Source organism: Salinimicrobium sp. CAU 1759 (assembly GCF_054482715.1).
Genome location: NZ_JBTLRK010000003.1, coordinates 1 through 22,357 on the forward strand (window position 1 = coordinate 1; position 22,357 = coordinate 22,357).

The window sequence follows — 22,357 nt, forward strand, 5'->3', positions numbered from 1 at the left end:
GCGGATGCAAAGATAAAATCTATTTCCTTTACAATCCAAGTTAAAATTCAAAAAATTTTCAGAGAACTTATTTGCTTCGAAGTCTTGCTACATAAAGGCTCAGCCGTTGCTTCCCCTCTACCGTACCTCTCTCTCAAAGCGGCTGCAAATATACAACCGAATTCCACTTCCACAAGTTTTCTGAAAAAATAATTTAGGCTTTTTTTGACATTTTTGAAACCCTGCCGGATAAGGTGCTCAAAATGACATTTTTGAAAGCTAAAAAAAAGTTAGATTTTAGAAGTTAGAAGTTAGAAGTCTCTTTCATGGGTGCTCGTTATCATTTGCTCGAAACCACTCATAAGTAAATCAACTTCCAAAATGGAACTTCAGAACACTTTTCTAAAATGACATTTTTGGAAGAAAATAAAAAAGTTAGAGTTAAAGTTAGAAGTTGCACCAAGGTTCTTTGACCACGCCCCAGTCAACTAACTTCTAATATCGCCCTTCGTACTTCGTACCTCCGGTGCGTTAGGGACCTGCCTGCCGGCAGGCAGGTTGCAGCGGCAGCTTTTAAAGCGCTGCCATAAATGGCGCTTTAAAACTAAAGCGGAAAGCCAGGACCCAACTGAGCGGTAGCGAAGGTGGGGAACGCCCAAAAAATCCAATACATATATATAATAGTATTGTAAAGCACCTCTTAACCTGTTATCTTTGCAGCCTTAATTAGATTTTATGATAAAGATTACGTTGCCCGACGGCAGTATTAAGGAATTTGAAAAGGGAACTACTCCTATGGAGGTAGCCAAAAGTATTAGTGAAGGTCTTGCACGGAATGTCATCTCGGCAAAATTTAATGATACCACGGTCGAAGTTTCCACCCCTCTTACTACCGATGGCAGCCTTACCTTATATACATGGAATGACGAGGAAGGAAAAAAGGCTTTTTGGCACTCTTCTTCTCACGTGATGGCCCAGGCGATCCAGGATCTTTATCCTGGTGCAAAACTCACTATTGGTCCGGCGATTGAAAATGGTTTTTATTATGACGTGGATTTTGGTGATCAAAAGATCTCGGAGAACGATTTCAAAAAGATCGAAGACCGGATGCTGGAGATCGCCCGTGGAAAACACGAATTCAGTATGCGTTCGGTTCCAAAAGAAGAAGCTCTTGGATATTATAGAAGGGAAAACAATCCTTTTAAAGTAGAACTGATCGAAAACCTGGAGGAGGGAACTATCACCTTTTGTGATCACGATACTTTTACCGACCTCTGTCGCGGCGGACACCTTCCCAGCACTGCTCCAATAAAAGCAGTGAAACTGATGAGTGTTGCCGGAGCTTACTGGAGAGGTAATGAAAAGAATCCTCAGCTTACGAGGGTCTACGGAATTTCATTTCCGAAGCAGAAGGACCTGAAGGAGTATCTTGAAATGCTCGAAGAAGCCAAGAAAAGAGATCACCGCAAACTTGGCCGGGAACTTGAACTTTTCACTTTCTCTCAAAAAGTTGGGCAGGGACTGCCCTTATGGCTTCCGAAAGGTGCAGCTTTGAGAGAGCGACTGGAGAACTTCCTAAAAAAAGCGCAGAAAAAAGCCGGCTATGAGATGGTGGTGACTCCGCATATTGGTCAGAAAGAATTATATGTCACTTCGGGACATTACGCTAAATATGGAGAAGACAGTTTTCAGCCGATCCATACTCCTAACGAAGGAGAAGAGTTTTTGCTGAAGCCAATGAACTGCCCTCACCACTGTGAGATCTACAATCATGGTCACTGGAGCTACAAAGATCTTCCGAAGCGTTTTGCTGAATTCGGCACTGTTTACCGCTACGAACAAAGTGGAGAACTTCATGGTTTGACAAGGGTTAGAGGCTTTACGCAGGATGATGCTCATATTTTCTGTACTCCGGATCAGTTGGATTCTGAATTTAAGAAGGTAATTGACCTTACATTATATGTATTCAGCTCTCTTGGGTTTGAAGATTTTACTGCTCAGGTTTCATTAAGAGATCCTGAGAATAAAGAGAAGTACATTGGGTCTGACGAGAATTGGGATAAGGCAGAAAATGCCATTGTAAATGCCGCAAAAGAAAAAGGTCTCAATTACAAAGTTGAAACAGGAGAGGCAGCCTTTTACGGACCTAAACTGGACTTCATGGTGAAGGATGCTTTGGGAAGACAGTGGCAACTTGGAACGATCCAGGTGGATTACAATCTTCCGGAAAGATTTGACCTTACTTATAAAGGAAGTGACAACGAAATGCACCGCCCTGTAATGATCCACCGTGCACCTTTTGGAAGTATGGAAAGATTTGTTGCGGTACTTTTAGAAAATACAGGTGGTAATTTCCCGCTCTGGTTGATGCCAGATCAGGCTATTATACTCTCCCTCAGTGAGAAATACGAAAAATACAGCCAAAAAGTTTTAACTTTGCTGGAAAATCACGAAATTCGCGCCCTTGTGGACCACCGGAACGAGACCATTGGTAAGAAGATCCGGGAAGCCGAAGTAAGCAAAGTTCCATATATGCTGATCGTTGGAGAACAGGAAGCAGAAAACGGAACGGTTTCTGTACGTAAACACGGGGAAGGCGATATTGGCACCATGTCAATAGAAGACTTTGCCCAAATTATAAAGAAAGAAGTAGATAATACTTTGAAAGCATTTGAAGTTTAACCAAAATTTTTGAGCCATAGCAATACGTAGAAAAAGATCAAAAAGACCTCTTAGAGAAATCAAAGAAGATCCGCACAGAATTAACGGAAAGATACGTGCGGAAGAAGTTCGCCTTGTAGGCGACAACGTGGAAATGGGTGTTTACCCAACCCGAAAAGCATTAGCCATTGCCGAAGAGCAGGAATTGGACCTTGTGGAGATCTCTCCCAATGCCAACCCTCCCGTTGCCAAAGTAATGGACTATAAGAAGTTTCTCTATGAACAGAAAAAGCGTGATAAAGCCCTAAAGGCCAAAGCAACCCAGGTTGTGGTAAAGGAGATACGTTTTGGTCCCAATACCGATGATCACGATTATGAGTTTAAGAAGAAGCACGCCGAGAAATTTCTTAAGGAAGGTGCAAAATTAAAAGCATATGTTTTCTTTAAAGGCCGTTCCATCGTGTTCAAAGAACAAGGTGAGATCCTTTTACTTCGCCTGGCGACAGACCTGGAAGAACTTGGAAAGGTAGAGCAAATGCCGAAACTTGAAGGGAAACGAATGACGATGTTCATTTCTCCTAAGAAGTCAAAATCGAAATAATATCATGCAGTTGCTTTCGGCTGCATGATCTACAATAATAAGTGAGATAATTAAAAAAGAAGGACACAATGCCTAAAATGAAGACAAAATCCAGTGCCAAGAAGCGTTTTAAGCTTACCGGTACAGGAAAGATCAAAAGAAAGCATGCGTTTAAAAGTCACATCTTAACAAAGAAGACTAAAAAACAAAAGCTAGCGCTGACTCACAGTACTTTGGTACATGAGGCAGACGAGAAGAATATCAAACTTCAATTACGTTTATTGTAATTGAACCCTTGATGGTTTAACAAATTTCATAACCCTGGAGTCAGGCAAAACGAACTTAGAATTTAGAAGTTAGATTTTAGAAGTTCTTTTGAAAGTGTCGCAAACGACCGCCTGCTACAAAAAAATTTAAAAATATGCCAAGATCAGTAAATTCAGTTGCGAAGAGAGCCAGAAGAAAAAAGGTTCTTAAGCAAGCAAAAGGTTACTTTGGACGTCGTAAGAACGTTTGGACAGTAGCTAAAAACGCGGTTGAAAAAGCAATGCTTTATGCTTACAGAGACCGTAAAAACAAGAAAAGAACTTTCCGTTCATTATGGATCATGCGTATCAACGCAGGTGCCCGTATGCACGGAATGTCTTATTCGCAGTTCATGGGGAAAGTTAAAGCCAGCGGAATCGAATTGAATCGTAAGGTTCTTGCAGATTTGGCGATGAACCACCCGGATGCGTTTGCAGCTATCGTCAACAAAGTAAAATAAATTAAACTGTTATCTCACTTATAAGATCCCGTTCGAAAGAGCGGGATTTTTTTATTTAAATTTTTCTCCAATTCCTGCGTCTTTTCTGATCCTTCTACGTCTTGAAGATATTAACTAAGTATCATGAAAGAACTGAAACGGATAATCCCCCTCGCATTTTTGCTAAGCTTCTATATTTATGCTTCCCCGGCAGATAACAGCCTTGAGTTAACTGCAACTATTTGTCTCTTCTCCGACAGCGGCTTGAAATGTCATTGTTCCGAAGAAGCCAAGGAAACTAAGATCCAAGAAAAAAGAATAGCCAGAAAAGTAAGGCAGCGAAAAAGATGAGATCCATTCTTCTTCCTGTTTCAGAATCTGTCAACTTTGATTGTCAAGAAGTATTAACGAAAAGATATTTGCAGATAAGGTTTGCAATCTTTATCCGGTATTACTTCATAGTTTCCAGGATAATGTCAATATCGGCCTCTGTAGTCTCAGGATTGATAAAACAAAAACGTGAAATGGTTTCATAACCGTCCTTCCCCATCCATTTGGTTGGTGTCACCAGTGCAATTCCATTTTTATGATTCCTGTAGGTCCAGTCGCGATAATCCTCAGGTGTCCACCCCTTTCTTCGGAATAGCACTACAGATAAACTCGCAGGTCTCACTAACTCCAGGTTCTCATCCTTCTCGATCTTTTGAGCTGCGATCTTTGCCAGCTCAATTCCTTTTTCAATTGCATTTTGATATTTTTCTGTTCCATGCATGGCAAGTGAGAACCATAGAGGCATCCCACGGATCCTTCTGGTAAGTTGAATCTGGTAATCTGCCGGATTGAAACCCTGGGCGCCCTCATCTTTAAAGATCTCCAGATAGGAACCCTTTTGAGAATGAGCCTCAGCTGCAAGGTCCATATCCTTATAAATAATAGCACCACAATCATAGGGTGAAAACAGCCATTTGTGAGGATCAATTGTAATACTGTCTGCCCTTTCGATCCCATTAAAAAGATGACGTACCGAAGGAGCTGCTAAAGCCCCACCACCGTAAGCAGCGTCAACATGGAACCAAACTTTTTCCTTTTGGCAAACATCTGCAATAGAATCCAGTTCATCAATAATTCCGGCATTTGTAGTTCCGCCTGTTGCTACTACTGCAAAAAGCCTTTTTCGGTCCTCTTCCTTCAGCTCATCAATAGCCGATTGCAACGCATGACCCCGAAGGTTTTCATCGGGACAGTCGATCATCACCACGTCGGCATCCATTACTTTAGCCATAGCCTGTATGGAAGAGTGCGCTCCATTTGAAGTTAACAGCAAAGCTCTCACCCCAATATTAGCCGAATCTCTTTTTCTCCAGGCCTCACGAGCAGCGACCAATCCGGACAAATTCGCTGCGGTTCCCCCGCTGGTAAATACTCCAAATGCTCCTTCCGGAAGCCCGGTGAGAGAAACCAGCCATTTCATAGCCTGATTCTCACAAAAGATCCCACCGGCACCTTCCATCCAGTATGCTCCATGAATACTGGAAGCCGAGGTCACAAGATCAAACATAATAGCCGCACGGGTTGGTGCAGCCGGTACAAAAGCCAGGTGACGGGGATGGTCAATAGGCACTGTTGCTTTTACAAGTATATCCCTGAACATTTTAAATGCCACCTCCCCTCCTATTCCTTTGGGAGTAACAGTCTCCCCTATCATCTCAAAAAGCTCCTCTTCCTTTTTAGGAGAGCCGAGTTCAGGGGTGACATTGGAGATGCGGTCAACGGTATATTTCATAACATCGAGGGTCATTTCTACCAGGTCGATGTCTATCTTGTGCATTTTCGTCATAGCGAAAGAATATCAAATTTTAATTCAAGTGGCCTCAGGTTTTCCAGCAGCGTAAGAATAAGATTTTCTCCATATTCCAGGTAGAACTCTGAAAAGTTATGATGCCGTTCCTGCAGTCCTTTGCCTGGAAACAATTCATTCTGAAGCGCTGCAATTCGCGAAACTTCATCGCTGAGTTTACGCTTTTGGGCTTTGAGCAAGCGTTTTTCAAGGTTATCCAAACCTTTTAGTTGCTTCACTTCCTGTGCCTTTACGGCATTCAAAAATGATTTATCTGTACGTGCAGCCAGTTCATACATTCCGCGGAATTGCTCTACCAAATGCTCTTTTTGGGAGGAAAAGTCGATGTCGATATTTGAGATACGACGGACCTTCCTATTGATCAATTCGTGTGACTTCAGGAAAAGCTCGGGCAAAGAGATGTTCAGTTTTTGCCTTTTTTGGTCCTGCTTTTCTGTCTGAAGTAAAGCTGAATTCCGCAATAAGACTATAGGAAAAGTAACACCTGCTTCTTCGAAAAGTTCTTTTAACTGAAACCAATAGGCAATTTCTCCCCCACCTCCTATATAACACAGGTTTGGCAGAATTACTTCCTCATAGAGTGGGCGCAGTAGAACATTAGGACTAAATCTTTCGGGATGAGTCTCAATTAGAGTCTCAATTTCTTTATATGTCCAGGAGATCTCCGTACCGTGTACAAAAAACTTCCCGTCCTTTTCAACGATCCGTTCCCGAAGCCCTTCATTAATGTAGAACAGGTTGATCTCCCGTGGATTCACCTGTACTTTGTAGCCTTCCTTTTCTAAAGCTTCACTCTTCGTGATGACCTTATTGCCAAAATCAGGTTTAAAGAGTTCCGCATTTATAAAAGGAATATAATGTCTCTTAAGCTCGGGCTCATGAGCGTCAAGGATCACCAGTCCCTGCTCACCGAATAGTTCATTAGCGAGATAGCGTGTGGCATCTGCGAGATTGTCGTGCTCCAAATAAGCCTTTTTAAACCACTCCTTTAGCTGTTGTGCGTTCTTGCTGTTCCCAATTTCAGCTGAAAACAGTTCAAAGACATCTTCAAGGCCTTCGGTCGGCAATTCTCCTACAGGTCCGCCGGACTTCTCTGATTTCGTCGGATTCCACTGAAACTTCTTTCCGTGGAGATGAAAGAAACTGATCTCTTCAAAATCGTGATCTTCAGTAGCCATCCAGTAGATAGGCACAAAATTATATTCCGGATATGTCTTTTTCAGATCGGAAGCCAGGTTTATTGCGGTAACGATCTTATAGAGAAAATACAATGGTCCTGTAAAAAGGTTAAGCTGGTGTCCGGTTGTGACTGTGAAAGTGGTTTCTTCTTTTAAAAGATCGATGTTTTTTGAAGCGGTATCTGAAACCTTCAGGTTTTGATACTGCTTCTTCAGGACTTTGACAAGTGTGGAGCGTTTTTCCCTTCCGCCGCTGCTGTTGTAGTTGTCTTTCTTGGAAAGGATCTGTTTTCCGAAATTATCCAGAGTCGGAAAAAGTTCATAAAACTGCTTTACATTCTCTTTTTGATCCAAATAATCGGTCACTAATGGTGTAAAATAATTAGTATCCCGATACGAAAGAGAATTTTTCTGCATTGAAATGAGTTTTGGCAAATATACAATTAACAGCGGTTGCGGTAAAATTGAGTATAAAGATATTGGATTGGATAATCATTATATTTACCAGCTAAATTTTTAATATTTCCATTCCTTATGGCAAAAGTTCCGGCCTTAGTTACAGCCCTTATTTTCAGTTTTCAAATTACCCTTGCACAACAATCTCCTGAAGAGTTTTTAGGATACCAATTAGGTATAAATTTCACACGCCACCATAAAGTGGTTGAATATTTTGAACATGTAGCCGAAGAATCAGCTCTTGTTCAGTTTCAAAAATATGGGGAAACCCCTGAAGGTAGGCCGCTCACCTATGCCATTATCTCTTCGGAAGAAAACCTGAACAATCTGGAAGAGATCCGCCAAAGCCATTTTCAAAACACCGGAATTATTGAGGGTAATACTTCCTTACCTTCCAAAAAGGGCATTATTTGGCTTAGTTATAATGTTCATGGCAACGAAGCTTCCAGTACAGAAGCAGCAATGCAAACCCTTTATGAGCTCGTAACACAGAAGCAGGAATGGCTACAAGACCTGGTGGTGATCATGGATCCCGCTGTAAATCCCGATGGTCGCGATCGATATGTAAACTGGTATAAACAAGTCAAAGCAGCACCTTTTAACACATCACCAATGGCTGTGGAACACAACGAGTCATGGCCGGGAGGACGACCAAATCATTATTTGTTTGACCTCAACAGGGACTGGGCTTGGGCAACCCAGGCCGAGACTAGACAGCGATTAGAGATCTACAATCAATGGCTGCCTCACATTCATGTGGACTTTCATGAGCAGGGCAGAAATGATCCATATTATTTCGCTCCGGCAGCCGAACCTTTGCATAACGTCATTACCCCTTTCCAGAGAGAATTTCAAAAAGAGATAGGGCTTAATCACGCCCGCTATTTTGATGAAGAAGGTTGGCTCTATTTTACAAAGGAAAAATTTGATCTGCTTTATCCCAGCTATGGAGACACCTACCCTACATTTATGGGAGCTATAGGAATGACCTACGAACAAGCCGGGCAGGAAGGGCTTGGCATCCAGACTGAACAAGGCTACATTTTGACACTTGTAGATCGGGTAGAGCATCACCATGTTACCGGATTGTCTACCGTAGAAATTGCTTCAAAAAATGTCGATAGATTAAATGCGGAATTTTCCCGGTTTTACAACAATAGCGGGAAGAATGCAGTTAATTATGTGCTAACAGGGCATGAGGATAAAATTGACCTTCTAAAAGACTTGCTTGATCGCCATGAGATCAATTATGCCATGGCTCAACCGGGAAAAATAAAAGGTTATGACGCCCTGAAGAAAAAGAACAGTAGCCTAGAGGCTGGACAAAATACACTGGTTGTAAGCACTGCCCAACCTAAAGGAAAAATGGTAAAAGTACTTATGGAGCCTGCAACTCAGCTACCAGATTCCCTTACTTATGACATTACTGCCTGGAGTCTTCCCTACGCCTACGGCCTAGATGCATTGAGCACACAATCTTCTGTTCCAACCTTGCCCACCACAAATATATCTTTAGTAGATAACCATCCAACTCCAAATGCAGCAGCCTATATTACCGGCTGGAGAAGTATGAAAGATGCACGATTCCTTGCTGCCCTTTTGGAAGCCGGAATAAAAGTGCGATTCACAGAAACAGCGCTCGAGAACGCCGGAAAGAACTTTGCTCCCGGAAGCCTCATCATCACAAAGGGTGACAACCTAAAAATTACTGATTTTGATGAGCAATTGATCCGAATAGCAAACGAGCACGAAAGAGAACTCACCGCCACCGGCACCGGATTTTCCACATCGGGTCCGGATCTGGGTTCATCACAGGTCAGGATCATAAACGCACCCAGAATTGGCATTTTAAGAGGGGAAGGAACCTCATCTCTTAATTATGGAGAACTATGGTATTTCTTTGAACAGGAGCTAAATTACCCTGTAACTTCTTTGGACACAGGATATTTTTCTTACATAGAGCTTTCAAAACTGGATGTAATCATTCTCCCAAACGGCAATTACAAAGAGCTTTTTGATGAAAAAGGTCTTGCCAGGCTCACCGAGTGGGTGAAATCAGGAGGTAAGGTCATTGCTGTTGGGAGCGCCTTAAAATCTTTTGCCGGAAAAGAAGGCTTTAACCTCAAACTCAACGAGCATAAGGAAAAAGATACTGTTTCCAAGCCAAACTTAATTCCTTACGCCCTTCGGGAGCGAGAAGGAATAAAAGAACTTATCACCGGAAGCATCATCGAAACACAAATGGACAATACACATCCAATGGCCTTTGGATATAACGATACTTACCTAAGCCTAAAGCTCAGTCAAGACAGTTATTCTCTTCTCAACGATGGATTCAATGTAGGATACCTGCAGGAGACTCCTAGAATTGTTGCAGGGTTTGTAGGTAGCGAAGCAAAAGAAAAGATAAAGAATTCTCTCACTTTTGGTGTAGAACCTATGGGTGAGGGTAGTTTTGTTTACCTGGTCGACAACCCATTATTCCGTGCGTTTTGGCAAAATGGAAAGCTACTCTTCGTGAATTCAATTTTCTTCGTTGACAATAGTGAAATTTCCACTTATTCTAATTTATAGCATCGTATGTTAATAGATATTCTTTTACTGTTTGTTGGTTTTATTGCTCTTATTTATGGTGCCAACGCACTTGTTGATGCAGCTTCAAGTCTTGCCGCCAGGTGGGGAGTTCCCAGCATTGTCATTGGTTTAACTATTGTAGCCTTTGGAACATCTGCTCCCGAGTTGGTAGTTAACGTCTTTGCCGCCACCACCGGCAGCACAGATATGGTCCTCGGAAATGTCCTGGGAAGTAACATTTTCAACGTCCTTGGAATTTTGGGTATCTCTGCCCTCATTTATCCACTTACGGTAAAAAGCAATACTACCTGGATAGAGATCCCGCTGAGTTTACTCGCGGCTATTTGTGTACTGGTGGTATCATCAGATATATTTCTTGACGGTTCTGGCAGCAACCTTATTTCCAGAAGTGACGGGATCATTCTCCTGCTATTTTTCCTTATTTTCCTGGTCTACAATCTTATGGTTGCCAAAGGTGGCGGTGCAGATGAGGAGATGGAAACCAAGGATTATAGCACCTGGAAGGCCGTTCTTTTTATCGTTCTTGGCCTGGGAGGACTTGTAATTGGAGGTCGGCTCATCGTCACCAGCGCCGTTAGTATCGCTGAAGTCATTGGTTTGTCTGAAAGAGTCATAGGCTTGACCGTAGTATCGATTGGTACTTCCCTGCCCGAACTTGCCACTTCCATTATTGCAGTAAGGAAGAAGAATGTAGATATAGCAATTGGAAACGTGGTGGGATCGAACATCTTCAATATCTTCCTCATCCTGGGAATATCGGGAACTATAGTTCCCCTGGGGATCAATCCAGATTCGCTTTTCGATATCCTGGTGAATATTCTCACCGGCCTACTGCTCTTTATCTTTGTCTTTACCGGTCGTGGTCGAAAAGTGGAACGTTGGGAAGGCGCGGTATTTGTTGTGGGCTATATCGCATACGTAACTTATCTTATTATTTAATTCTGAAATATAATCTGAATGAAACCCTCTCTAAAATTCTATTTTCTGGCATTTCTTCTTACGGTTTACTCCGGAAGTGCCAGTGCTCAGCAAACTGCTGAAACTTCAGGCTTTGAAGTAGACTATGAAACCTTTACCCTGGACAACGGATTAAAAGTAATATTTCACGTGGACCGATCAGACCCTGTGGTGGCGGTAGCACTTACCAGCCACGTAGGATCGGCGCGTGAGAAAGAAGGAAGAACCGGCTTTGCACACCTTTTTGAGCACCTGTTGTTCCTCGAATCAGAAAACCTTGGAAAAGGCGGACTAGATAAACTCAGTGCCCGAATTGGAGGCAGTGGAGCTAATGGATCCACAAGCCGTGACCGGACAAATTATTTCCAGACCGTTCCTAATGATGCTCTTGAAAAAATGATCTGGGCAGAAGCCGATAAGCTTGGTTACTTCATCAACACAGTAACAGAACCTGTACTTGCCAAGGAAAAGCAGGTAGTAAAAAATGAGAAAAGACAGGCTGTTGATAACAGACCTTATGGCCATACGCAATATGTGATCGACAAAAATCTTTATCCTGAAGGACATCCCTACAGCTGGCAGGTGATTGGTTCCCTTGAGGACCTGCAAAATGCAACTCTTGCCGATGTAAAAGAATTCTTTAACCGCTGGTATGTTCCCAACAATGTGGTACTAACTATAGCGGGAGACTTTGATACAGATCAGGCTAAACAATGGGTGGAAAAGTATTTTGGAGAGATCAAAAGAGGCCCCGAAGTAAAAGAACTCGAAAAACAACCTGCTAACCTAAAGCAGACAAAAAGATTATATTACGAAGACAACTTTGCCAGGCTACCTGAACTGACTATGACCTGGCCGGGAGTTCCTTCGTACCACAAGGATTCCTATGCTCTGGACATTCTTGCCAACTATTTATCTGAAGGAAAAAATTCACCCTTCTACAAAGAACTTGTGGCAAAAGAGAAATTAACACCCAATGTTAGAATGTACAATTACAATTCTGAACTGGCAGGACAATTCATGCTGCAGGTGAGAGCTTATGACGGTACAGACCTGGATAAGGTGAAATTGGCGGTAGAAGAAACCTTCAGGAAATTTGAACAGGAAGGAATTTCAGAAAAAGATCTAAAAAGGATCAAAGCGGGGCAGGAAACATCATTTTACAACAGCCTTTCCAGCGTTCTTGGAAAAGGTTTCCAACTGGCGCAGTACGAGATCTTCGCTAATGATCCTAATATGATCAATAAGGAGATGGAATACATTCTTGCAGTGACTCCGGAAGATGTGATGAGAGTTTACAAAAAATACATTCAGAATAAGCCTTTTGTAGCCACTAGTTTTGTTCCGAAGGGTCAAACGGAATTGGCTTTGGAAGGATCAAAACTGGCCGAAGTTGAAGAGGAAGAAATTGTAATGGGAGCCGAACAGGAGTTTGATCTTGATGAGGAAGTAACTTATCAAAGAACTCCGTCCAGCTTTGACAGAACAATCGAACCTCCATATGGAGATGCGCCACAAGTAAAAGTTCCCGCTATTTGGGAAGAGAACCTGGAAAGTGGCATGGAGATCTACGGGATTAAAAATTCTGAAGTTCCCCTGGTGCAGTTCATGCTCGAGATCAAAGGCGGAATGCTACTGGAAGATCCTTCTAAAATTGGGGTTTCCAATCTGCTTGCAAATTTGATGACCAAGGGTACAAAGAACCGCACGCCGCAGGAACTGGAAGAAGCCATTGAATTGTTGGGTGTAAGCATTCGTGTGAACGCTACAGATGAAAAGCTTATCCTTAGCGGCAGTACCCTGGCTAAGAATTTTGAAGAAACAATGGCACTTGTAAAAGAGATCCTGCTGGAGCCAAGATGGGACGAAGAAGAATTTGCCCTTGCAAAACAACAGGTGATAAGCCGAATTCAGCAGGATAAGGCTTCACCCAATAACATTGCTTCGAATGAATTCAGGAAACTCATCTATGGTGAAAAGCACATCCTTTCACACAACAATCTGGGTACAGAAAGTTCTGTAGAAGCTATTAACTTACAGGATCTAAAAGACTATTATAATGATTATCTGTCTCCTCACCTCGCATCTTTCCTGGTAGTAGGTGACATTGCAAAGGAGGATGCAGTTGCAGAAGTAAAAGATCTTACACAAAACTGGATTGTCAAAAATGTCATTTTTGAGGACCTTCCAAAAGTAACTCCTCCGGCCGAATCTCAGGTTTTCTTTTATGATGTTCCGGGAGCGAAGCAATCAGTACTTCACATAGGATATCCTGCCCTTGCAGAGACCGATGAGGATTTCTTTCCTGCAACAGTGATGAACTACAGGCTTGGCGGCGGAAGTTTCGCTTCCCAACTAACACAGGAACTCAGAGAAGGAAAAGGTTATACCTACGGAATACGATCCGGGTTTGATGGAAGTACTATCACCGGACCTTTCCTTATTTCGAGCGGAGTGAGATCTAATATAACCTATGAAGCAGTAGACCTGGTAAAGGAGATCCTGAAAAATTATCCCGAGAACTTCAATGAGCAGGACCTTGATGTCACTAAAGGTTTTATGATCAAGAGCAACGCCCGCAAGTTCGAAACAATGGGCTCAAAGCTGCAAATGCTTCGGGAAATAAGCAACTATGATCGTGCTAAAGACTATGTGCTCAAGCAGGAAGAAACAGTGAGAAATATCACAGTACCGGAGATCAAAGCTCTTGCACAAAAATATGTCAATCCAGATAAGATGTACTACCTCATTGTAGGGGATGCCGAAACTCAGTTAAACCGCCTGGAGGATCTTGGCTTTGGCAAACCGGTGCTTCTAAATGCGGAGGTAAAATAACATTTTGGAGACCTCTTTAAAAAGACATTTTGGAGACCTCTTTAAAAAGACATTTTGGAGACCTCTTTAAAAAAACATTTTGGAGACCTCTTTAAAAAGACATTTTGGAGACCTCTTTAAAAAGACATTTTGGAGACCTCTTTAAAAAGACATTTTGGAGACCTCTTTAAAAAGACATTTTGGAGACCTCTTTAAAAAAATGCCCGGGAAATTCCCGGGCATTTTTATTTCAACGAAGTCTTGATTCTTTTTAAGAATCCTTCTTCTTCCCTCCTTTTTTCTTACGGTGCTTTAGAACTTCAGCTTCTCTAAAGAAAATGATCTCTTCAGCAATATTCGTTACCAGGTCTCCAATCCTTTCAAGCTTTTTGATCACGGAAAACAGTAGCATCACCTGATCGATCAATTGAGGGTCGGCTTTGACTTCTTCAGAAATAATCTCAAAGGATCTCATGTTGATCTCATTTAGGATCTTATCTTTTTTAAAGACCTTCCTGGCGATCTTGGTATCTACTACATTATAAGCTTCACTAATGTCATCTAACATAGAAAGCGCCGTGGTGAACATTTCCTCTACCCGCATCTTCTGCATAAGCCTATCCTCTATAGGAGTATCCAGTTTGACGATGTAATTGGAAATTCCATAAGCGTGATCCCCCACTCTTTCAAGATCGAAATTTATCTTTCTCAAAGCAAGTACAAATCTCAGGTCACTAGCCACAGGGTTATGTAATGCGATGAAGCGCTCACAGTCACGATCGATCTTGAGGTCAAGAGCATTCACCCTATTCTCGGTATGCAGCACTTCTTCAGCAAGATCGCTGTCATGTTTAAAGAAAGCTTCCTGCGCGTGTTCCAACTGAGTAGTACAAAGGTTGAGCATTTCAAGCCCTGCCTGATTCAAGGCCTCTTTATGTTGGTCTAAACTTATCATATTTAAAAAATTTTATCCGAACCTACCGGTAATATAGTTCTCGGTCTGTTGTTTTTCGGGATTGGTGAAAAGTTTCTTTGATTTGTCGTATTCAATTAATTCGCCCATATAGAAGAAAGCGGTGTAATCACTTATCCTTCCCGCCTGTTGCATGTTATGTGTCACGATCACTATGGTGTACTTCTCTTTAAGCTCATAAATGAGTTCCTCAATTTTGGCTGTTGAGATGGGGTCCAATGCGGAAGTAGGTTCGTCCATAAGAATGATGGATGGCTCTACAGCCAGGGCACGCGCTATACAAAGACGCTGCTGCTGACCTCCCGATAGTGCAAGGGCCGACTTGTTGATATCCTCTTTTACCTCACTCCATAGCCCTACCTGTTTTAGGGAATCTTCAACCTTATCCTTGAGGTATGCCTTGTCCTTAATTCCCTGGATCTTTAAACCATAGGCCACGTTTTCATAAATGGATTTTGGAAAAGGGTTGGGCTTTTGAAAAACCATTCCCACCTGCTTTCTTAGCTGCTCAACATTTACCTTTTTCTTGTAAATGTTCTCACCGTCTATAAGGATCTCTCCTTCCATCCTAAAGCCATCAACGTAATCGTTCATACGATTGAACAGTCTTAGAAAGGTGGATTTCCCACATCCTGAAGGACCAATAAAGGCAGTGATCTTATTTGCCCGTATTTTCATGTCGATCCCTTTGATCGCCATAAAATCATCATAGAAAACCTTTACTTCCTTTGATTCAAGTTTGTGTTTTCTCTTGAGAGATTTGTCTATTATTTCTTTCTTCTCTTTCATTATTTTAATCTTTTTTGCCAGCGGTTTCTAAAGTACACAGCTATACCGTTCATAATAAAGGTAATTAATAGCAGGATAATGATCGCTGCAGCTGCGTTTACCTCAAAGCCATGCTGGGGCCTTGAGATCCAGTTAAAGATCTGGATTGGCAATACCGAAAATTCGTCCATCGGGGAAGCCGGGGCAAAAGGCACGTATGCCAAAGCACCAATTACAATTAAAGGCGCCGTCTCCCCTACAGCACGTGATAGTGCCAGGATGATTCCCGTTAAAATACCTCCAAAAGAGGCAGGTAAAAGTTGTTTTGAAATGGTTTGCCATTTTGAAGCTCCCATTGCAAAGGAAGCATCTCTTATCGACTTGGGAACTGCCTTTAGCGCTTCCCTGGTAGAAACAATTACGATGGGAAGGATCAATAAAGCCAGAGTAAAACTACCTGCCAAAACACTTGCTCCCATCTGCAGGATCCTTACAAACACCTCAAGTCCAAGCAATCCATAGATGATAGAAGGCACCCCCGCCAGGTTGGAAATGTTTACCTCTAGCAAAGATGCGAGTTTACTTTCCTTAGCATATTCTTCAAGATAAATAGCGGCCGCAATCCCAATAGGCAAAGCAATGACTGTGGTAAGAAGTAAGATCCACACACTTCCCATTAATGCTGTGTAGATACCTGCCCTTTCGGCTTTTCTTGAAGGAAGATTGGTAATGAAATCCCAATCTATTCTCTGAATTCCGTCTATGAAAATTGAACCTATAAAGATCGTTAGCAGGACCAGTCCTAAAAAAGTACAGGCGATCCCCCAGAACTTAAAGATCTGGTCATAGATTCGGTTCCTTTTAATATTATTCATATTTCTCCCTGAATTTTTTCCTTATCCTGTAACTAATCGTGTTAAGAAGGAAGGTAAAAATGAAAAGTGTTATACCTGCAGCGAAGATCGTACGATATTCAAGAGACCCATGCTGGACATCCCCTAAACTTACCTGCACAATATAGGCAGTAATGGTCTCGACCGGTACGGTGGGATCAAATGTGAGTCGTGGTTGCTGTCCTGCCGCAATTGCGACGATCATGGTCTCCCCAATAGCTCTGGATATGGCAAGGATAATTGACACGACAATTCCCGAAGAAGCTGCCGGCACTAGAACCCTGAATGAGTTCTGAAGCTTGGTAGACCCCATTCCATATGCCGCTTCTCTTAAAGAATTCGGTACGGCGTGAAGCGCGTCCTCACTTAAAGAAGAAATAAACGGAATGATCATGATTCCCATAACCAATCCTGCCGAAAGCGAGTTGAATCCGGATAGTGACGGAATGAATGTCTGCAGAAAGGGGGTCACCACTGTAAGAGCAAAGAATCCATAAACCACCGTGGGCACAGCCGCGAGTAGTTCCAGAAGAGGTTTTATGGTCTTCCTGAAACTTCTTGGTGCATATTCGCTGATATAGATACTAATCGAAAGCCCCACCGGTACTGCAAATAAGATTGCAATAAACGAGGTGAGCAAGGTTCCGGAAAGTAGGGGCAGGATTCCGAAATGCTTGTCTGTATAAAGCGGTGTCCATTGCGTATCGGTTAGGAATTCTGTGATAGGGACTTCACTAAAGAACCTAATGGCTTCAATGGAAAGAACCAGGATAATACCCACTGTCACTAATATGGTGACAAGAGCACTAGCCTGTAATCCTTTCTCAATAATTGACTCTTTAAGTTTCCTCATATTTTCAGGGAGTTAGATCCCGAAGGATTTATTCCTGAGTTGTATTTTCTTCAACGAAAGAGGCAAATTTTTGTCTCTCCCTTTTGTATTCTTCATCGGTCAAAGGAATATACCCTACATCCTGAAGTAATTGAGGAGCTTGGTCAAGATAAAATTCAACAAAGTCAATCACTGCCGGATTTTCTAAAGAAGAACTGTTCACATAAATGTAAAGTGGTCTTGAAAGAGGCGCGTAGCTTCCATTACTTACAGTCTCGGCAGTAGGTTCAACACAGCCTTCTCTCCCGTCTACTGCGACCATTCTTAGTTTATCTGAATTCTCCTCATAATAAGCAAGGCCAAAGAAACCCAGTCCGAACTTATCGCCGGAAACTCCCTGAACTAAGACGTTATCATCTTCACTGGCAGTGTAATCTCCACGGCTGGATCCACTTTTCCCAACGATAGCTTCAGTAAAATAATCAAATGTGCCCGATGCTACTCCGGGACCAAAAAGGTGGATTTCCTCGTCTGGCCAGGAGGGATCGATCTGGTTCCAACGGGTAATATTACCCTGCGCTCCGGGTTCCCAGATCTTTTTAAGTTGTTCTACAGTAAAGCAGTTTACCCAGTCATTCTCAGGGTTCACAACTACGGCAAGTCCGTCATAAGCTACTTCAAGTTCTACAAATGAGATCCCGTTGCTTTCTGCAATAGCACGTTCGTCTTCTTTTATAGGTCGGGAGGCGTTAGTGATAGCAACCTCTCCCCTACCAAATTTCTGAAAACCACCCCCGGTACCCGAAACACCAATGGTGATATCGGTTCCTGGAGCTTCACTCCTGTATTCTTCGGCTATAGCTTCGGTTACCGGATAAACTGTGCTGGACCCATCAATGCTAATGGCCGATCCATCTTCTTTTTTATTGTTTCCGCAGGAAGCCAGGGAAACTGTTATTGCTGTAAGTAATAGGAATTTTTTCATTTTTCTGTTTGTTATAGTTGTAGTTCAAGTTGCATTCTAAACATTAGGTCGTCGTCCAGCCCTAAGTTCATGTCTAAATAACTTAGATCTGCCTGCACCTTTAAGTTGTGCTTAGAGATATATTTTGAAAGTCCTAAAGTGTATTGATTTTCTACGGCCTGAGTCACTGTGTCATCTAGATCGATATTAGTGTATCTCCCCAATACTTGATAATTTGAAGGAAATAAATAACCAGCCTGCACATTTAACCCACTACCCGCATTTACAGCAGCACCTGTTAAACTGTTGTCCGGATTCATTGCAAGGATCTCATCCGCATCACGGTGTGCGTATTCTGCCATAGCTGAAATTCCTTCGTACTTGAAGATGGCGTCTAAAAAGAAGGTGGTAATATCTGTTTGAAAGAACCCATCATCGGTAACCATATAGCTTCCCATATTGGAACGGGTCTTTACTGCATCGTCGTTATAATCATATGAAACACCCACAGCCAGCTTTGGTTCTTCTTCACGTGCAAAGTCGGCACCCGCGTAATCTGCAAAGTCTCCAAAGGGAAGAAACTCCAGTCTGGCTGTATACTGATAGCCACCCAAATTCCCGGTAGTTATGTTTCTTCCCTCACCCTGTGCAATAGACAATGCCTCTCTCATGATGAAGTCACCTCCAAGAGAAGTCTCGTGGTGTAACTGCAAGCCCAGATCCCTGTCAATGTTGAAGCGACTGTTCACCAATGAGCGATCTACAGTTTCAAGACTTCCGGAAGAAATTATGCGCTCCCGGTTTCCGGGAAGTTTTGTTTGACCCACCCATAATTCAAAATTTTCGTGAAAGTTCCACTTTACCACAGCATCAAGAATATAACGCGGAGCATCACTGGTAAAAGGTGAAGCTCCGGAAATATCCCTATTGGAAAGTCCCAGTTCTATCTTATACTCAAGTCGGGGAGAATATGCAAAACCGCCAAATTTAAGACGTGCCCTCCTAATAAGAAATGCAGACTCACTTTCTCCAAACCCGTTTTCTTCTGTTATTCCCCAATTGGTAGTGAAAAGAGATTGCATCCTTACATTCATTTTCACACTGTAGGAGCTATCGGCAGCTACCGTGTTTATAATTCCTTTTCCGAATTTATTTTCGGTAATATCCTGCCCGTACAAATGAATAGAAAGCAAAAGTGCTATAGCTGTAAACCAGCCAGAGGTAATTTTCATGATCTCTTAATTTTTGTCGATGCAAAGAAACTGCATCAATGTTAAGTCAATGTTACCTCGAAATTATCAATAAGTAAAAAACTAATGGTTAACACCCACTGCAAACCTGAAAACGAGACTTCAAAAATGACATTTTTAGAAGATAATATTTTCATCCTTATGTAAACAAAAGTTTATTTTTTATTAAGAACTTCTACCGGGGATACTGAAGTTTTTTTTCTAATTTGTATCCAAATGGCCTCAGCGTGAGTAAATCATTTCTTGAAAAATATCTCTCCTTTTTTATTAGCGGTGCAATTATTCTGTTTCTGGTCATCTTCTACTTTACCCATTCACCTTTTCAGGAATCTGTAAAAGAAGCATGGAAGATATTGTTAAGTGAAGATCAGGACCGCATCAAGGATTACGTTCAGCAGTTTGGAGTCCTGGGTCCTATCGCGATCATAGTTTTCATCATTTTACAAATGTTCCTCATCATATTTCCCTCCTGGTTACCTATAATTGTTGGGGTCCTTGCCTATGGTTTTTGGTGGGGAGTATTGATCAACCTCATAGGTGTAGGGATAGCCTCTACTATAGGTTACTTCATTGGGAAAAAGTTCAAAACTGTCTTTATAAGCAATAAAAAATACGAGAAGATGGAATTCTGGATCGAGAATTACAGTTTTGTAACGGTGATCCTGTTCAGGGTTTCTCCATTCTTTTCAAATGATGCTATAAGTTTTATTGCGGGGATCTTCAGGATGAACTATAAAAGGTTCATGCTCGCTACCTATGCCGGAATGATCCCTTTGTCATTGGCTGTAGGCTACTTCTCTACTGATATTGACAGGCTGGAAAACGGACTTTATTGGATTGGTGGTGCCGGCGCTGTACTATATGCTATTTATATTTACATTGATTACAACAAAAGAAAGAAGAAAAATGCAAAGCAATAATTTTCCAATTGATGAAGTGCGGGCGCAATTCCCGGCACTAAACTTTAAAAACAAAGAACAGGTTTTCCCTGTTTATTTTGACGGACCTGGAGGAACACAAATGGTACAATCCTGTATTGACCGGATGCTTGAGTACATCGAAACCGGAATGGCAAATCTTCACGGCACTTTCTCTACCAGTCAAAAGACAGATCTTTTGCTGGAGGAGGCAAAGGAAGCAGTGGGAGACCTTTTAAATTGTTCTGCAAGAGAAGTCGCCTTCGGCCAGAACATGACCAGTCTCGCCTTTCAGGTTTCAAATTCTTTGCGACCACTTCTAAAAGAAGGAGACGAAATTCTTGTTACTCAACTTGATCACAGGGCCAATGTCGATCCATGGATCCACCTGGCTAAAGAGACCGGCGCAATTGTTAAATGGATCCCGGTTGACAAGGAGAAGCTCGTGCATGATCTTAGCAATTTAGATACTCTTCTTAATGAGAGGACAAAAGTAGTTGCCATAGGGCTCTCGTCAAATCTCACCGGTACTGTTACAGATGCCGGGGAAATCTTCGAAAAAGCAAAAAAGGTGAATGCGATCACCATTGCCGACGCGGTTCATGCAGTGCCTCATTTCCTTATTGATAAACAGGAGCTGGGAAGCGATATTTTATTCTGCTCTGCCTATAAATTTTTCGGACCTCATTTGGGAATAGCTGCCATTAAAGAAGAACTTTTTGAGAGCTTGGAAATTGCAAAGCTGAAACCTGCACCCAACAAGATCCCGTATAAGCTTGAAACCGGAACTCAAAACCATGAAGGTATCGCGGGACTTTGTGGCGCAATAAGTTTTATTGAAAGCCTTGGAGAGGGTAATTCCCGGCGGGAAAAACTCCGCTCCGGCATGAGAGCAATAGAAACTCATGAAAAGGAGCTCATGGAAGACCTGCAAAATTTTCTTCAATCTATTCCTGAAGTACAATTATACCGTGCAGGAAATGAGGTTGAGAAAACCCCCACTTTTGTTTTCAAGATCAAAGGCATTCACTCCCGGGCGGCAACAGAATTCTTTGCCGAAAAGTTTAACCTCTGTATCGGGGACGGGCATTTTTATGCGGCTACTATGGCCGAAGTTTTCCCGGTGATGGACACCGGCGGCTGGATTAGAATAGGATTTGCCCCTTATAATACCCTTGAGGAGATAGCAATTTTTAAATCAGCTCTCAAAGAACTGCTCCTCATGAAACCATAAAGATGATCGTAAGGGTAATTAAATTCTTTGCTAAAGGCCTCCTGGCTTTCCTGCTCCTTATGTTGCTCTATTTTGTGGCAGCCTTGATAGGTTCAGCCATTCCTGTGAACACAGATAGAGAGCCGGGCGGAGATATTACGATCTATTTACGGACGAACGGGGTGCATACAGATTTTGTCTTTCCGGTAAAAAATGAAATTGTGAATTGGGAACAAATGATCGATTCTTCATATACCATCTCAAAAAGGGGAAATTACCAGTACATTTCCTTTGGCTGGGGCGATCTTGAATTTTACCAGAACACGCCCGAATGGAGTGACCTTACCTTCCCCACCGCCATGCAGGCGGTATTTCTTCCCACTCCTTCGGCCATGCATGTGGAATTTGAAACAGTTCCCAGATTTGATCAACCTACTGTTCCCATAAAAGTGAGTGAAGACGAGTACCAACGGCTGGTGGAATATGTGAGATGGAGCTTCCAAAAAGATTTCTCCGGCAATGTCAAACCTGTTTCCAATCTACACTACAACAGAAACGACGCCTTCTTCTATGCAAAAAGATCTCTCAACTCTTTTTATACCTGCAACACCTGGGTCAACAACGGGTTAAAAGAAGCCGGACTTCCCGCTTGTTTATGGACTCCTTTCGACGAAGGGATCTTCTATAAATATCATTGATTTTATACATATTTTAAGAAGCTGCT

The 22,357-nt window shown here is 42.3% G+C and carries 20 protein-coding genes; 12 read left to right on the top strand and 8 right to left on the bottom strand.

Annotation, left to right across the window (positions count from 1 at the left end; all coding sequences use genetic code 11):
• From ACXYMT_RS13250 to ACXYMT_RS13275, 6 genes are all read left to right on the top strand, one after another.
• The coding region (locus ACXYMT_RS13250; RefSeq protein WP_459059591.1) for a hypothetical protein at positions 1-192 on the top strand (192 nt) is incomplete at its 5' end.
• A gap of 522 nt (positions 193-714) precedes the next feature.
• Positions 715-2,661 (top strand): threonine--tRNA ligase, encoded by a 1,947-nt coding sequence (gene thrS, locus ACXYMT_RS13255; protein ID WP_459059592.1) that lies wholly within the window; start codon positions 715-717, stop codon positions 2,659-2,661.
• A gap of 58 nt (positions 2,662-2,719) precedes the next feature.
• Positions 2,720-3,241: a translation initiation factor IF-3 gene (infC, locus tag ACXYMT_RS13260; RefSeq protein ID WP_324721978.1), complete on the top strand. Its 522-nt coding sequence runs from the start codon at positions 2,720-2,722 to the stop codon at positions 3,239-3,241.
• Positions 3,242-3,309: 68 nt separating this feature from the next.
• On the top strand, positions 3,310-3,507 hold the full coding sequence (gene rpmI, locus ACXYMT_RS13265) for a 50S ribosomal protein L35 (RefSeq protein WP_029033297.1): 198 nt from the start codon (positions 3,310-3,312) through the stop codon (positions 3,505-3,507).
• Positions 3,508-3,641: 134 nt separating this feature from the next.
• Positions 3,642-3,986 carry a 50S ribosomal protein L20 gene (gene rplT / locus ACXYMT_RS13270; RefSeq protein ID WP_459059593.1) on the top strand — a complete coding sequence of 115 codons (345 nt, stop codon included), beginning with the start codon at positions 3,642-3,644 and terminating at the stop codon, positions 3,984-3,986.
• 123 nt (positions 3,987-4,109) lie between these two features.
• Positions 4,110-4,316: a hypothetical protein gene (locus tag ACXYMT_RS13275; RefSeq protein WP_459059594.1), complete on the top strand. Its 207-nt coding sequence runs from the start codon at positions 4,110-4,112 to the stop codon at positions 4,314-4,316.
• Positions 4,317-4,416: 100 nt separating this feature from the next.
• On the opposite strand, the gene ACXYMT_RS13280 is transcribed toward ACXYMT_RS13275, so the two are convergent.
• Together ACXYMT_RS13280 and bshC are read right to left on the bottom strand one after the other, a co-directional pair.
• Positions 4,417-5,793: a pyridoxal phosphate-dependent decarboxylase family protein gene (locus ACXYMT_RS13280; RefSeq protein ID WP_459059923.1), complete on the bottom strand. Its 1,377-nt coding sequence runs from the start codon at positions 5,791-5,793 to the stop codon at positions 4,417-4,419.
• Between the two features lie 5 nt (positions 5,794-5,798).
• Positions 5,799-7,418 carry a bacillithiol biosynthesis cysteine-adding enzyme BshC gene (gene bshC, locus ACXYMT_RS13285; protein WP_459059595.1) on the bottom strand — a complete coding sequence of 540 codons (1,620 nt, stop codon included), beginning with the start codon at positions 7,416-7,418 and terminating at the stop codon, positions 5,799-5,801.
• Positions 7,419-7,535: 117 nt separating this feature from the next.
• On the opposite strand from bshC, the gene ACXYMT_RS13290 reads away from it, so the two are divergent.
• The 3 genes from ACXYMT_RS13290 to ACXYMT_RS13300 are packed head-to-tail and all read left to right on the top strand — an operon-like array spanning position 7,536 to position 13,844.
• Complete coding sequence (locus tag ACXYMT_RS13290) at positions 7,536-10,031, top strand: M14 family metallopeptidase (RefSeq protein ID WP_459059596.1); 2,496 nt, start codon at positions 7,536-7,538, stop codon at positions 10,029-10,031.
• Positions 10,032-10,037: 6 nt separating this feature from the next.
• Positions 10,038-10,991, top strand: coding sequence for a calcium/sodium antiporter (locus ACXYMT_RS13295; RefSeq protein WP_459059597.1), 954 nt, complete (start codon positions 10,038-10,040; stop codon positions 10,989-10,991).
• Between the two features lie 18 nt (positions 10,992-11,009).
• Positions 11,010-13,844: a M16 family metallopeptidase gene (locus ACXYMT_RS13300; RefSeq protein WP_459059598.1), complete on the top strand. Its 2,835-nt coding sequence runs from the start codon at positions 11,010-11,012 to the stop codon at positions 13,842-13,844.
• Between the two features lie 250 nt (positions 13,845-14,094).
• Here ACXYMT_RS13300 and phoU read toward each other — a convergent pair whose 3' ends face one another.
• From phoU to ACXYMT_RS13330, 6 genes are read right to left on the bottom strand one after another with little or no spacing between them, the layout of a single operon-like run.
• Positions 14,095-14,778, bottom strand: a complete 684-nt coding sequence (gene phoU / locus ACXYMT_RS13305) for a phosphate signaling complex protein PhoU (RefSeq protein ID WP_459059599.1) — start codon at positions 14,776-14,778, stop codon at positions 14,095-14,097.
• A gap of 12 nt (positions 14,779-14,790) precedes the next feature.
• A complete protein-coding gene (pstB, locus tag ACXYMT_RS13310) occupies positions 14,791-15,585 on the bottom strand; it encodes a phosphate ABC transporter ATP-binding protein PstB (RefSeq protein ID WP_459059600.1) in 795 nt (264 codons plus the stop codon).
• Complete coding sequence (pstA, locus tag ACXYMT_RS13315; RefSeq protein ID WP_459059601.1) at positions 15,585-16,439, bottom strand: phosphate ABC transporter permease PstA; 855 nt, start codon at positions 16,437-16,439, stop codon at positions 15,585-15,587. The genes pstB and pstA overlap by 1 nt, the downstream gene beginning before the upstream one ends.
• A complete protein-coding gene (pstC, locus tag ACXYMT_RS13320) occupies positions 16,432-17,310 on the bottom strand; it encodes a phosphate ABC transporter permease subunit PstC (protein ID WP_459059602.1) in 879 nt (292 codons plus the stop codon). Before pstC ends, pstA begins: the two co-directional genes overlap by 8 nt.
• Positions 17,311-17,338: 28 nt before the next feature.
• Positions 17,339-18,274 carry a PstS family phosphate ABC transporter substrate-binding protein gene (locus ACXYMT_RS13325; protein ID WP_459059603.1) on the bottom strand — a complete coding sequence of 312 codons (936 nt, stop codon included), beginning with the start codon at positions 18,272-18,274 and terminating at the stop codon, positions 17,339-17,341.
• An 11-nt stretch (positions 18,275-18,285) separates the two neighbouring features.
• On the bottom strand, positions 18,286-19,485 hold the full coding sequence (locus ACXYMT_RS13330; RefSeq protein WP_459059604.1) for a porin: 1,200 nt from the start codon (positions 19,483-19,485) through the stop codon (positions 18,286-18,288).
• Positions 19,486-19,730: 245 nt separating this feature from the next.
• Here ACXYMT_RS13330 and ACXYMT_RS13335 point away from each other — a divergent pair, with 245 nt between their 5' ends.
• From ACXYMT_RS13335 to ACXYMT_RS13345, 3 genes are read left to right on the top strand one after another with little or no spacing between them, the layout of a single operon-like run.
• Positions 19,731-20,423: a TVP38/TMEM64 family protein gene (locus ACXYMT_RS13335; protein ID WP_459059605.1), complete on the top strand. Its 693-nt coding sequence runs from the start codon at positions 19,731-19,733 to the stop codon at positions 20,421-20,423.
• Positions 20,410-21,654: a cysteine desulfurase-like protein gene (locus tag ACXYMT_RS13340; RefSeq protein WP_459059606.1), complete on the top strand. Its 1,245-nt coding sequence runs from the start codon at positions 20,410-20,412 to the stop codon at positions 21,652-21,654. The genes ACXYMT_RS13335 and ACXYMT_RS13340 overlap by 14 nt, the downstream gene beginning before the upstream one ends.
• A gap of 2 nt (positions 21,655-21,656) precedes the next feature.
• On the top strand, positions 21,657-22,331 hold the full coding sequence (locus tag ACXYMT_RS13345; RefSeq protein ID WP_459059607.1) for a TIGR02117 family protein: 675 nt from the start codon (positions 21,657-21,659) through the stop codon (positions 22,329-22,331).
• The last annotated feature ends 26 nt before the right edge of the window (positions 22,332-22,357 follow it).